Here is a 12245-nt window from a genome sequence, read left to right as displayed (position 1 = left end):
TGCCACGGCACCCGCGCCCCTCGCTGGTCACGGCGCCGGGGGACATTTCCGGGTGTTCTCCCCTTTCCCTGAGAGGGCGAGGGGGATCGTGCTACCGATGGGGTACAGACCCGCCTCACCCCCGAGGGAACCCGCATGATGACCACGATCCTTGTTCTCGCCCTCCTGCTCGCCATGGTGGGCGGCGCGTTCCTGGCCGCCCGGAAGTTCCGTGTCAGCGACGAGTCGTCCGGCGGCGCCGTCGGCGTCGTCATCGCCCCCTGCGCGCTCGCGCTCTACCTCGTGGCGGCGGCGATGGGGGTGGTGATCAGCTGGGAGGACTACACCGCGGCAGAGGACGGCGTGGCCACGGAGGCGGGGGCGGCCCAGGCGCTGTACTGGAGCACCACCGCGTTCCCGGAGGACGAGGCGGAGGTGGTGCGCGAGCAGCTGCGCCACTACCTGACCACGGTCGTCGAGGAGGACTGGCCGCGGATGGAGCAGGACGGGGAGCTGAGCACCGAGGGCGACGACGCCCTCGCCGTCCTGGCCGCGTCCGTCCGGGTGCTGTCGGTGGCCGACACGGGCGACGGCCTGGACCGGCTGACCGCCCGCCAGGAGGTCACCAACCTCAGTGACGCGCGCATCGAGCGGGGCAACGCGGCGGGGGACGGGGTCCCGTCCGTCCTGCTCCTCATCGCGGCGGTCTCCGCCGTGGCCCTCGCGGTACTGCCGTTCGTCATGATCAAGCGGGGGGCGACGGTGGCCTACTTCTGGGCGTCGGTGAACCTCGTGTTCGTGTTCGCCACGACCCTCCTGCTGTTCTACCTGGGCACCCCGTTCACGGATGTGCTCGCCAACGACCCCGGCGGTATCGAGGCCGCCCTGGCCGCCTTCGACCGGGCCGACGTCGCCATCGACGCCCGGTAGGTCCCGGCCGCCTCTCCCCGGCCTTGCGCCCGTCGCCGGTCCGTACTCCGGCCGGCGACGGGCGGTTCACTCAGCCCGACGAGCGGGCGGCGGCGGCACGGCCCCCGCCGACGGCGGCGGCCACCGCCACGGCCGCGACGATCACCATGGTCCGCAGGGGCGTGAAGGCGTTGCCGGAGTCCTGGGGCGAGATCGCGGAGGTGTCCGCGAGGAGGACCTCGCGGGCGGGCTCCTCCGCCGCGGGGGCGTCCTGGGGTTCCGACGGGTCCTGCGCGGGTGCCGTGGCGGGCACCGTCGCCGCCGGTTCCGGGTCCGGCTCGCCGGGGACGGGAGCACTGGCGCCCGGCACGTCCCCGGGCACCTCCCTGCCCGGCGCGCCCGGGGGCACGGGGGCGGGCTCCCCGGGACGTTCGGGCTCCTCCGGTGCCGGGGGGACCTCCGGTTCGGGCGGTGCGGGCGGCTCCGGTGCGGGCGGCTCGGGCTCGGGCGGTACGGGTGGTGCGGGCGGCTCGGGCGCCGGGCACGCGGGGGCCCCGCCGTGGTGCACCACCACCCGTGTGCCACCGGCGCACACCAGGACGTGCGACCCCGGCCGGACCTCCACCCGGACGTCCGGGGGTGCGTGCACGCCCACCCCCGACGGGCCGACGTCCACGGAGGGGTCCTCTTCGGCGAGCGAGGGCGCCGCGCCGCAGGTGAGCAGCAGTGCGCTCGCCGCGAGCAGGGCGGGAAGGGCGTGGCGGGAGGCAGGCACGTTACTCCTCGTGGCTCGAACGGGGCACGGGGTGATCGTACGTGGTCGGCGCGGCCTCCGCCCCCGAAACCGCAGGTTCAGAGGGAGTGCAGCCGCAGCACCGCGTGCTCCGCCCAGTCGGGCGGCTGCGTCAGCTTGGACACCGCCATCATCGTCCCGAAGGCCAGCGGTATGGTCCACGCCGCGGGCTGGGCCAGCACCACCGTCACCCACCCGGCCGGGGTCGCGAACAGGATCGTCCACCCGACCGCGCCGGTCGCGGTCACCGCCCCGACGGCCAGACCGGCCGCCGCACCGGGCAGGGTGAGCCGCCGCCACCAGATGCCCAGCACCAGCAGAGGGCAGAACGTCGACGCCGCCACGGTGAAGGCCCACACCACGAGCACGTTGATGTCGATCATCTGCGCGGGCAGCGCGAGCAGCACCGCCACGCCCGCTCCCACGACCACCGCGAGCCGCAGCCTGGGCACGCTCCCCTGGAACAGGTCGTGCGACAGCCCGCCCGCCAGGGCCAGGAGCAGCCCCGAGGACGTGGACAGGAACGCACCGAAGGCGCCCGCCGCGACGAGGGCGGTCAACATCGTGCCCGCCGACCCCGGCACGGCCTGGGCGGGGAGCACCACCGCGACCGTGTCGGTGCCCTGGAGCAGGACCAGTTGGGGTGTGAGCACCCGCCCGATCAGCCCGTACACGGTCGGGAACAGGTAGAACAGCCCGAGCAGGGCGATCACGCCCACGGCCACCCGGCGGGCGGTGCGCGCCGTCGGGCTCGTGTGGAAGCGCATGATGACGTGCGGCAGGCCCATGCAGCCGAACGTGATCGCCAGCAGGGTCGACCACGTCTCGAACAGCGGGTAGCCGCCCACGTCCAGGAGCGGGGTGCTCCACCGCTCGCTGCCCAGTTCGGGAAGCCCGTCGGGGTGCGGGATGGTCGCGCCCTCGGGGAACACGTACTCGGTGCCCTGCTCCACCGTGTGCTCCCCCGCGGAGAGCTCCACCTCGTCGCCGGACGTGGTCGTCACCGTCACCGGCTCGTCCAGGCTGAAGGTGGTGCCCACGGTGAACTCCACCGGGGTCGTCTCGGGGAAGTGCGTGCCCCACTCCGGGTTGAGCGCCTCCGCCCTGGTCTCCGGTCCGGAGTACACCACCAGGTAGATCGCGGGGATGGCGATGAACGCGAGTTTGACGACGTAGTGGAAGGCCTGCACGTAGGTCGCCGAGCGCATGCCGCCGGCGGCGATCGAGCCGCTCACCACCACCCCGGCGAGCAGCACCCCCACCCAGTAGGGCGTGCCGCTGACCAGGCTCAGCACCACACCGGCCCCCTTGAACTGGGGCACCAGGTACAACAGCATGATCACCAGGACGATCAGGCCGCACAGCTTGCGCAGGCGCGGTGCGCCCAGCCGGTACTCGGCGAAGTCCGGCACGGTGAACGCCCCCGACCGGCGCATCGGCCCGGCCACCAGCGCCACGACCGCGACGTAGCCCGCCGCGAACCCGACCGCGTACCACATGGTGCCCAGGCCGTTCTTGAGCAGCAGGCCGGACAACCCGAGGACGGAGGCGGCGGACAGGTACTCCCCGGCGATCGCCAGCGCGTTCCAGTTGGGGGAGACCCGCCGGGAGGCCACCAGGAAGTCGGAGGTGGAGCGTGCGGCACGCACCCCGTAGATGCCGATGACCAGGCTCGTGACCAGGACGAGGCCTATCGCCAGGACCGAGATCACCGCTCCCGCCCCCGGGGCTCCGCCCGCAGGGGGGCCTCCGCCGCCGCCCGCCGCTCGATGCGCTCGGCCGACCGGACGTGCCACAGCGCCAGCCCGAACAACAGGGGGTAGATCCCCGCAGCCAGGAGCAGCCACGACAGCGGGACGCCCCCCAACCGGACGTGGCCGAGGACGGGGAACGCGGCGAACGCGCCGCTCATGCCGAACAGCAGGACCGTCAACAGGGCGACGGTGCGCACGGCCGTCCGACGCTGGGCGTGGAAGAGCCGTCGCGCCGCTTCGGTGTCCACCGGTTCGGGGATCGGCAGCAGGTGCTGGGCGGGCCGGTTGCCCCGGGCGAGCGCGATCCGGGTCTGCGGGCTGGTCAGCTTCTCACGGCGCGGGCTCATGGCTCCTGCCGGTGTTGCTGGTCCTGCTCACCGTCCCTGGACCGCGGTGGCGCCCCCTGCGCGTTCGCCGACCGCCCGAGCTGGTCGCGGCGGGCGGCCTCCAGCAGTTGGGCGCGCAGGTGGCGGCCGTGGCGGCGGCTCACCGGCACGTCACCCGCCGGGGTCCCGGCGACCAGACCGGAGGAGGAGGTGACCCGCAGGTCCCGCACCCACGGGATGGCGACGAGGAACCCCCGGTGGACCCGGACGAACCCCGCCGACTCCCAGACCTCCTCCAGGTAGGACAGGGAGAGGCGGATCAGGTGGGTGCCCTCGGAGGTGTGCAGGCGGACGTAGTCGCCCTGGGCCTCCACGAACTGCACGTCGTCGCGCTTGACGAACACCGTGCGCCGACCCGTGTCGATCTGGACCACGTGCAGGTCCTCTGCGGGCGGCGCCGTCCCCGTCGGGCGGCGCAGCTGGGCGATCCGGCCCACGGCCTCGGCCAGGCGCTCGGGGCGGATCGGCTTGAGCAGGTAGTCCACGGCGCCGATACCGAACGCCTCCACGGCGTGGGTCTCGGACGCGGTCACGAACACGATGGAGGGCGGTTCGGAGAGCACGCTCAGCACGCGCGCCACGTCCATGCCGTTCAGCCCGGGCATGAGGATGTCCAGGAACGCGGCGTCGATGGTGGTCGTCCCCAGGAGCCGCACGGCGGCGGCGCCGTTGTCGGCCACGTGCACCTCCGCGACCTCCGGCATGTCCGCGAGCAGGGACGCCATCTCCTGGCGGGTGGACGCCTCGTCCTCGACGACCAGCACCCGCAGTTCGGGCTTCACTGGGCCACCACCCCCCGCATGAACCTCGGTACGCGCACGGTCACCTTCGTCCCCTCCCCCAGCGCGGTCTCGATCACCAGACCGTACTCGGGTCCGTAGACGGCCCGCAGCCGCTGGTCGACGTTGGCCAGTCCGACGCTGCGCGACTCGGGGCCGGTTCCCGCCAGCAGCGCGCGGGCCAGCTCCGGGTGCATGCCCACCCCGTCGTCCTCGATCTCGATGACGCAGAGCGGTCCCTCGCCGAAGCCGGAGACGCTGATGTGCCCCGTCCCCTCCTTGCGCTCCAGCCCGTGCCGGATCGCGTTCTCCACGATCGGCTGCACCACCAGGAAGGGGATCGCGACCGGCAGCACCTCCGGCGCCATGCGCACCGTGATGTCCAGGCGGTCGTGGAAGCGGGCGCGTTGCAGTTCGAGGTAGGTCTGGGTGGCCTCCAGCTCGTCCGAGACGGTCGCGTAGTCGCCCTTCTCGGAGAAGCCGTAGCGCAGGTAGTCCGCGAAGTCGGACAGCAGGTGGCGCGCCCGGTCGGGGTCGGTGCGCACCAGTGCCGCGATCACGGCGAGGGCGTTGTGCACGAAGTGGGGGGAGATCTGGGCGCGGAGCGTGCGCAGGTCGGCGGCGGCGATCCGGTCGCGGGCCCGGCGCAGCGCCGCGTGGTCCAGGGCGTCGGACACCAGTGCGGCGGCGGCCTCGACGTCGGTCTCCGCGGGGTGGCCGGACGCGACCAGGGCCCCGGCCAGCTCGTCGGCCACGGTCAGGGGTACCGCGCACACGGCGGAACCGTCGGGGAGGCGTCCCCGCGCGTTGCTCCCGTACTCGAAGACCTGGGCGAGCAGCCCCTCCACGTCCTGGGGGTCGAACCGGGAGCCGTGGGAGGCCACCGGCCCGTCGAGGTCGGCGAGCACGACGCCCTCGGCGGCGAGGAGCTGGCGCAGTCTGCGGGCGGCCGAGGAGACACCCCTCCCGTGCAACCCGTCCTGGAGGTCGACGCCGAGGGCGTGGACCTGGCGCATCAGATCGACGCTCGCCCGCTGCTCCGACGACGCAGGGCGCCGTCGGGAGGGGGACATCCGCGACAGCCACCGGTACGACACGGACTGACCATATCCCAGCAAACTGTGTCAACGCTCACGTTGCAGGAGCCACCTTTCCGGATTTTGCCAGGGAGGGCCGGGTGCTTCCCCCGGAAGAGGCGCGCCGGGGACGTACCGCGGGCCCGCCACCCGGTGAGGGGTGACGGGCCCGCGGGGAGGGACTCGGGGCGGTGGCCGTGCCGGGGCGGGAGGTCCCCGGTGGGAGTGGGCCACCGGTGTTCATCCGAGTCCGATGGTCGCCGGGGAGCTTCGCGCTCCCTAGGGCGTGTTCTGCGGATGCTTTCGGCTGGTTCGGCGGAACGCCGATCGCCGCGAGAGGCAGCCTGGCAATCTCTCGCAAGACGAGTAGCGCAGGTCAGCCCGGGTTTGGCTGTCCAAGCGCAGTCGGCGCCGCGAGAGGCAGCCTGGCGGTTGCGAGCCCGGAATGATCCGTAGAACACGCCCTAGTGGTCGGAGGCCTTCTCCGCGCCCGCGCCGGTCAGGGCACGGACCTGGAGCAGCGCGAACTTGTCGAAGTCGCGCTCCTTGGACATGAGCGTTCCGATGATCGCGCAGAGCAGGCTGATCGGCACCGACACCAGGGCCGGGTTGGGCAGCGGGAACCAGGCGAAGTCCACGGTGGGCATGAGGGCGGTCTCGGAGCCGGAGACGACCGGGGAGAAGAACACCAGGCCCACGGCGCTGATCAGGCCGCCGTAGATACCGGCGAGCGCTCCGGCGGTGTTGAACCGCTTCCAGAACAGGCTCAGGAGCAGGGTGGGCAGGTTCGCCGAGGCGGCCATCGCGAAGGCCAGCGAGACCAGGAAGGCCACGTTGAGGTCCTGCGCGAAGATCGCCAGGACGATCGCGACCACGCCGACGCCCAGGGCGGCGATCTTGGCGACCCGGACCTCTTCGGTGCCCGTGGCCTTCCCCTTGCGCAGGACCGAGTTGTAGAAGTCGTGCGCGAGGGAGGAGGACGAGGCGATGACCAGGCCCGCCACCGTGGACAGGATCGCGGCGAAGGCGGCGGAGGCGATGACCGCGAGCAGGACGGCTCCGGCCATGGTGCCGCCGATGCTCTCACCGACGGCCTGCGCCAGCTGGGGCGCCGCCGTGTTGCCCGCCGCGTCCTGCGCGGTGATGGCCTCGTGGCCGACGATCGCGGCCGCGCCGAAGCCCAGCACCAGCGTCATCAGGTAGAAGGTGCCGATGAGGCCGATACCCCAGTTGACCGACTTGCGGGCGCTCTGGGAGTCGGGAACGGTGTAGAAGCGGATGAGGATGTGCGGCAGTCCGGCGGTGCCCAGCACCAGGGCCAGGCCGAGGCTGATCAGGTCCAGCTTGTTCCAGAGGGTCTGGACCGGGTCGCCCGCCACCTCGACGCCGTAGCGCAGACCGGGCTCCAGGAACCCGCCGGCGTTGCCAGCGTCCGCGGCCTGGCTGGCGTTGGCCGCGTCGGTCATGAGCGCGCCCAGGTTGAACCCGTACAGCGACAGGGTCAGCACCGTGAGCAGGGCGGCACCGGCCATGAGGATGACGGCCTTGATGATCTGCACCCACGTGGTGCCCTTCATCCCGCCGAAGGTCACGTAGATGGTCATCAGCAGTCCGATGACCACGATGCCGACGATCTTGGCGGTGGGCGCGTCCATGCCGAGGAAGGTCTGGCCCTCCTGGATGCCGAGCAGCAGGGCGATGAGCGCACCGGCGCCGACCATCTGCGCCAGCAGGTAGAAGATCGACACCACGACGGTGGAGATCGCGGCGGCGGTCCGCACCGGGCGCTGCTGCATCCGGTAGGACAGCACGTCGCCCATGGTGTAGCGGCCCGAGTTGCGCAGGAGCTCGGCCACGAGCATCAGCGCGACCAGCCAGGCGACGAGGAAGCCGATGGAGTAGAGGAAGCCGTCGTAGCCGAAGAGGGCGATCATGCCCGCGATGCCGAGGAAGGACGCGGCGGACATGTAGTCGCTGCCGATGGCCAGACCGTTCTGGAGCGGCGAGAAGCCGCGTCCCCCGGAGTGGAAGTCGGTGGCGGAACGGGTGTTGCGGCTGGCCCACACGGTGATGCCGAGCGTGGCCGCGATCATGAGGGAGAAGAGGACGATGGTGACGAGTCGGCTGCTCTCGCTGACCGCCACGGCCTCCTGCGCGAAGATCATCGGCCGTCCTCCTTGCCCGCGGTGCTGTTCTGCAGCTCGTCGCGGAGTTCGATCGCGGGGGCGTCGAGCTTGCGGCGCGCGTAGCTCGTGTACAGGATCGCGATCCCGAAGGTCGAGACGAACTGGAGGATGCCGAACACCAGCGCGACGTTGACACTGCCGAAGAGGACGGTGCCCATGATGTCCCGCCCGAACGCGGACATCAGCACGTACAGCAGGTACCAGGCCATGAACGCCAGGCTCATCGGGACGATGAAGCGGAACAGGCTCTTCTTGAGAGCTAGGAACCGGGGGTCGCTGTGCATGGCGATGACGGCCGCTTCGGACAGCTGCTCCCCGGAGGGGCCCTCCCCCTGGCCCGGGGGCGGGGTGGGCGGTTCTGGTGGGCGTTGTGTGGCCATGCTGGGTGGTACCTCCGGGGGATGGCGGGAACAGCCGCGCTGTCGTGAGCGCGTCTCCTTCGTGTGATCTGTATTACTCGGCACTGTAAGGAGTGGCACTCCCCATCAGCAGGGGGCGCGCCCACGTGCGCGCCGAACGCGGGGGCGGAGCGACGAACGGTCGTCCACCGTGCGACGAACGGTCGCCGTACGGGACGAACGGTCGCCGGGTGGCGGAGTGCCGGTACGGGACGGCCCGGCCACCGGTCCGGTCCGCCACCGCGCGTGGTCCGGTTCCGCGCGGTGGACGGACCGGCCGGGGCGGCCCGGTGGGCGGGGCCCTTCGGCGGGCGCCGTGGCCCGTACGGCCCCGCCCGGTGGCACACCTCTCCACCCGACCCGGAAGCCCGGTGGCGCCGAGGGGGTTGTAGGTTCCGAGGCATCACCGCCCGCGCGGACCCATCGCGCAGGCATGATCCGTGAGACCCCGGACGAGGTGCGCCGTACCCGGTACGACAAGACGGCGCGTTCCTGCACGCACGTCATGGAGGTACGGGTCGATGGCCTGGGTTGTACTGGTGATCTCCGGTCTTTTGGAAACCGCGTGGGCCGCCGCGCTGCACGCCTCGCAGGGCTTCACGCGCCTGTGGCCGACGGTGGCCTTCGGCGTCACCCTGACCCTGAGCATGGCCGGGCTGGCGTACGCGCTGCGGACCATCCCCCTGGGCACGGGGTACGCGGTCTGGGTCTCGATCGGCGTCGTCGGCACCGCGCTGATCGGCATGTTCGTCCTCGGTGAGGGGTTCAGCGCGCTCAAGGCCCTGTGCCTGATCCTCATCGTCGCGGGCGTCGTCGGGCTCAAGGCCTTGCACTGAGCCGGGCCGTGCGGCGGCGGGGAACCCGGACGGAGTGGGCCGGGCGCCGAGGAGGTTTCGTCGTAGAACACGGTGGTGCGCGGCGTCTGTTCGGGCGCTCTCCTGGTGAGTAGACTCCTGGCGATGCTCGACGAGCACTCAGGTGCAACAGGCCCCCCACCCGGTACAGGGTGGGGGGCCTGCTTGCTGTGCGGGGTCTACCGGCCGGTGTCGCCCTGGGCGACCGCGAGGAACGCGGTCCATGCTTCGACCGGGTACTCGACGTGTCCGAGGTGGCGGTTCTGGGCGTCGCGTACAAGATGCTGACCGGGGAGGTCCGCGACCTCAATGCAGTTCTGATTGTGGTTGCTGTAGCTGCTCTTACGGAACTCAGGTGTGATATTCATGTGCTGCTTTCTTCCCGGATGCCCTCGATGAGCTGGGAGCGCATGACGACACTGGGCCGTCGCCCCTGGTATATGCCCAAGTTCACGGCGTACTGCTCGACGTCTTCGGGGGTCCTCCTCGAACTGGTGACCGCTCACAGTGTCGGTATAGACGATGGTCGGTCCAGGGGCTCAGGGAAATCCAAGACGGTGAACGGCGATCCGATCCCGTCGTACGCCCCGGTGGAGAACTCCGCATTGATGACACCCTCTGAAGCACCATGGCTTTGAACTGGGAATATGAGTGGAACGGTCTCGTGGGGCTCAGCCCGGGGGTGCACGGCATTTCGGGCTGTTCGGGCGCCTCCCAGGTGGGTAGACTCGGCGCGGGAATGAGTAACGGGGAGCCCCTGCCAACGCAGGGGCTCCCCGCTTCTGTGCCTACGGGCGGGCGGTGTGCAGGAGCGCGACCCATTCCGACGCGGCGAACGCCAGCTGCTCACGGTCCGGGTTCTGGGAGTCGCGGACTACCGCGCCTCCGGGGACGTCCGCGACAGCCACGCAGTTGCTGCGGTCGCTGTAGGAAGACGTGCGGAATTCGATGGTCTCGGGAATGAGATTCACGGCGTGCTCTTTCAGGGTGCCTTGGCTATTTCGCGCAGGTAGGCGACGCTCTCATCGACGCCGAGTGATCGGCTGACGAGATGATTGAAGAGATTTCGGTACCGGGTTGTTTCTTCTGACTCCTCCAGGAACAGGCCGTCCTGGTCCATCTCCAGGTAGACGACCGGGTCGGCGGCGGCAAAGTCCATCAGGACGAAGGAACCCTTTGCCCCGGCGTGGATGCCCGCGCTGAACGGCACCACCTGAACCGCCACCCCGTTGCCGTCATCGGCAATGTCGGCGAGGTGTTCCGCCTGTTCGCGGCACACATCCGGGGTGGCGCGGAGGCGTTCGACAGCGCCCGCGTCGATCACTGCCCACAGTGCGGGCCGGTCCGGCCCGGTGAGCAGTTCCTGTCTGCGGCGGCGCGCGTCGACGGCGCGGGCGATGTTGATCGGGTCACGCACGAGGTTGCCCGACCGCGTCAGCAATTCCACATACGACGGGGTCTGCAGGAGACCCGGGATGATCATCGGTTCGTAGGTGCTGATGGCGGTCGCATCCGACTCCAGCACAGGAAATTCGTCCGGGAAGACGTCACCGTACTTCGTCCACCACCCCTTCTTCCCGGCCTGGCGGGTGATGGCGAACAGCGACTCCCGGCGGCGTTCGTCGGTGACGCCGTAGACGTCCAGGAGTGCGCGCACCTCGACCACGGAAGGTCGCAAGCGGACGCCGGTCTCGATGTTCGACACCTTCCCCACGCTCCACTCGGTGGCCGCGGCGGCATCCTCCAGCGTCATGCTCGCGGAGACGCGGAGGGCTCGCAGCTCCTCGGAGAGTCGGCGGCGTCGCACGCTGAGGCGGCGCTGTGTGTCGGACATGGGCTCTCTCCTGCAGTGAGGCGTCTCTCGGAATGTTACGGCTGGTCGGCGATTCGGGCATCCGGCTACAGAAAGCATGAAATCCTCATGGTATGAGTTCAGCAAAACTCTGAAGATCTTGAAAGTCTGAGGATTTCATGTTTTCTTGGTTGTACTCATTCCCCCGCCGGGCTTCCCACCCGGCACGCTCTGTGAGGAGTCGCCTCGTGCGATACCCGTTCGTCATCTTCTCCGCGCTGTGGCCCGTGGCCCGCGCCCTGGTCGACGCCGCACGCCGGCGCTCCGGCCGAGTCCGCCGGTACGCGGCCGAGCCCCGCGCGCCCCGTCCGAACGTCGTCACCGGCCCGATCCCGTTGCTCCTGCCGAGCAGCCGCACCGGGGACCTCGCGCCCGTGGTGCCCCTGGCCGCTCGCCGTCGTCGTGCGGACCGGCCCCGGCTCGGCACCCTCATCGCGGTCGCCCTGCAGGCCGAGGGACACGGCCCGGCGGTGAGGGCCGCATGAGCGCCGCCCGACGCACCGTGTGCGACATCCGCGACCTGCCCACCATGGCCGCTCTCGCCCAGTGGGCCGCCGCCCACGGGGCCCGCGTCACCTACCTGGGCCCGGACCTCCAGGGCCACCCGGTCTACGGGGCCCGCCGCGGCCCGGTCGTCCGCGTGGTGTTCGCCCCCGGGCGTGACCCGCACCCGCACCCACTGTCGTGGCGCTCCCCGCTGGAGACCCTGCCCGACGACGTGCCGACGACGGCGGCCGGGGCGGCCGGTGCCGCCCCGCCCCGTACCCCCGGCGGTCCGCTCCGCAGGACGCGGTCGTACCTTCACGCGGCCGTCCGATCGGCCCTCTGAGACCGGGCGCCCCGACCCGGGGGCCGGGGCGCCCACCCCCTCGTAACCGGGGAGAGCGATGGACGGCAGGACCCGATGCCCTGGCACCACGTCCGGACAGCACGACCACGTCCCGGACCCGCCCGGCCCTCACGACCGCATCCGCACCGCGACCTGTCGCCACTGCGGCGACACCCTCACCGTCACCCGCGGGTGACCCCCACAGGAAGCAGGACCATGACCACGACCCTCATCCGACCCCCGTCGCACGAGCCGACCGCCGAGGAGGACTGCGGCATGTGCGGCGGAGGCGGCGGCACGTAGGGCTCCCGACGCCCTCCGAGGAGGGGCGGCGGGTACGCGGCGGCCGGGGAACCCTGGTCGAGGAAGCGGCGCGCACCGACCGTCGCCCACCGTTCGGCGCCCTCCAGGTCGTCGTGCGCGTACAGTGCCTCGGCGACGTGGATGAAG

General features: G+C 71.3%; 14 protein-coding genes, 1 pseudogene and 1 riboswitch. Of the genes and pseudogenes, 4 read left to right on the top strand and 11 right to left on the bottom strand.

The features are described 5' to 3' along the window. Positions 1 to 135: 135 nt before the first annotated feature. Positions 136 to 909, top strand: a complete 774-nt coding sequence (locus ACFWTE_RS28175) for a hypothetical protein (protein ID WP_378782947.1) — start codon at positions 136 to 138, stop codon at positions 907 to 909. Positions 910 to 979: 70 nt separating this feature from the next. Here ACFWTE_RS28175 and ACFWTE_RS28170 read toward each other — a convergent pair whose 3' ends face one another. The 7 genes from ACFWTE_RS28170 to ACFWTE_RS28140 all read right to left on the bottom strand — a co-directional run bounded on the left by ACFWTE_RS28170 (position 980) and on the right by ACFWTE_RS28140 (position 8242). After that, the gene (locus ACFWTE_RS28170) at positions 980 to 1663 is read right to left on the bottom strand and encodes a hypothetical protein (RefSeq protein ID WP_378782946.1); all 684 of its coding nucleotides are present in this window, start codon (positions 1661 to 1663) and stop codon (positions 980 to 982) included. Between the two features lie 77 nt (positions 1664 to 1740). Next, positions 1741 to 3393, bottom strand: coding sequence for a cation acetate symporter (locus ACFWTE_RS28165; RefSeq protein WP_378782945.1), 1653 nt, complete (start codon positions 3391 to 3393; stop codon positions 1741 to 1743). Continuing rightward, positions 3390 to 3782 (bottom strand): hypothetical protein, encoded by a 393-nt coding sequence (locus tag ACFWTE_RS28160; RefSeq protein WP_378782944.1) that lies wholly within the window; start codon positions 3780 to 3782, stop codon positions 3390 to 3392. The genes ACFWTE_RS28165 and ACFWTE_RS28160 overlap by 4 nt, the downstream gene beginning before the upstream one ends. Beyond that, a complete protein-coding gene (locus ACFWTE_RS28155) occupies positions 3779 to 4603 on the bottom strand; it encodes a LytR/AlgR family response regulator transcription factor (protein WP_378782943.1) in 825 nt (274 codons plus the stop codon). The genes ACFWTE_RS28160 and ACFWTE_RS28155 overlap by 4 nt, the downstream gene beginning before the upstream one ends. Further along, positions 4600 to 5616: a sensor histidine kinase gene (locus ACFWTE_RS28150; RefSeq protein ID WP_378782942.1), complete on the bottom strand. Its 1017-nt coding sequence runs from the start codon at positions 5614 to 5616 to the stop codon at positions 4600 to 4602. Before ACFWTE_RS28150 ends, ACFWTE_RS28155 begins: the two co-directional genes overlap by 4 nt. Before the next feature lie 524 nt (positions 5617 to 6140). Further along, positions 6141 to 7841, bottom strand: coding sequence for a cation acetate symporter (locus ACFWTE_RS28145; RefSeq protein WP_378782941.1), 1701 nt, complete (start codon positions 7839 to 7841; stop codon positions 6141 to 6143). Then, positions 7838 to 8242 (bottom strand): DUF485 domain-containing protein, encoded by a 405-nt coding sequence (locus tag ACFWTE_RS28140; RefSeq protein WP_378782940.1) that lies wholly within the window; start codon positions 8240 to 8242, stop codon positions 7838 to 7840. Before ACFWTE_RS28140 ends, ACFWTE_RS28145 begins: the two co-directional genes overlap by 4 nt. 445 nt (positions 8243 to 8687) lie before the next feature. Then, a riboswitch (guanidine-III (ykkC-III) riboswitch) is annotated at positions 8688 to 8751 on the top strand. Between the two features lie 30 nt (positions 8752 to 8781). Between ACFWTE_RS28140 and ACFWTE_RS28135 the strand changes: the two genes are divergently transcribed. Continuing rightward, complete coding sequence (locus ACFWTE_RS28135; RefSeq protein ID WP_378782939.1) at positions 8782 to 9096, top strand: DMT family transporter; 315 nt, start codon at positions 8782 to 8784, stop codon at positions 9094 to 9096. Positions 9097 to 9293: 197 nt separating this feature from the next. On the opposite strand, the gene ACFWTE_RS28130 is transcribed toward ACFWTE_RS28135, so the two are convergent. The 3 genes from ACFWTE_RS28130 to ACFWTE_RS28120 all read right to left on the bottom strand — a co-directional run bounded on the left by ACFWTE_RS28130 (position 9294) and on the right by ACFWTE_RS28120 (position 10948). Next, entirely contained in the window at positions 9294 to 9482 is a 189-nt protein-coding gene (locus ACFWTE_RS28130; protein WP_378782938.1) for a DUF397 domain-containing protein, read from the bottom strand. Positions 9483 to 9902: 420 nt separating this feature from the next. Then, entirely contained in the window at positions 9903 to 10085 is a 183-nt protein-coding gene (locus ACFWTE_RS28125; RefSeq protein ID WP_378782937.1) for a DUF397 domain-containing protein, read from the bottom strand. 11 nt (positions 10086 to 10096) lie between these two features. Further along, positions 10097 to 10948, bottom strand: coding sequence for a helix-turn-helix domain-containing protein (locus ACFWTE_RS28120; protein WP_378782936.1), 852 nt, complete (start codon positions 10946 to 10948; stop codon positions 10097 to 10099). 206 nt (positions 10949 to 11154) lie between these two features. Here ACFWTE_RS28120 and ACFWTE_RS28115 point away from each other — a divergent pair, with 206 nt between their 5' ends. Further along, complete coding sequence (locus ACFWTE_RS28115; RefSeq protein ID WP_378782935.1) at positions 11155 to 11451, top strand: hypothetical protein; 297 nt, start codon at positions 11155 to 11157, stop codon at positions 11449 to 11451. After that, positions 11448 to 11795 carry a hypothetical protein gene (locus tag ACFWTE_RS28110; protein ID WP_378782934.1) on the top strand — a complete coding sequence of 116 codons (348 nt, stop codon included), beginning with the start codon at positions 11448 to 11450 and terminating at the stop codon, positions 11793 to 11795. Before ACFWTE_RS28115 ends, ACFWTE_RS28110 begins: the two co-directional genes overlap by 4 nt. A 182-nt stretch (positions 11796 to 11977) precedes the next feature. Here ACFWTE_RS28110 and ACFWTE_RS28105 read toward each other — a convergent pair. Next, positions 11978 to 12245, bottom strand: a pseudogene (locus ACFWTE_RS28105) (hypothetical protein); the annotation flags it as partial.

The organism is Nocardiopsis sp. NPDC058631, from assembly GCF_042716955.1.
GTDB lineage: Bacteria > Actinomycetota > Actinomycetes > Streptosporangiales > Streptosporangiaceae > Nocardiopsis.
The sequence above is the reverse complement of the archived record's forward strand: the minus strand, read 5'-3'. Positions and strand labels throughout refer to the sequence as shown.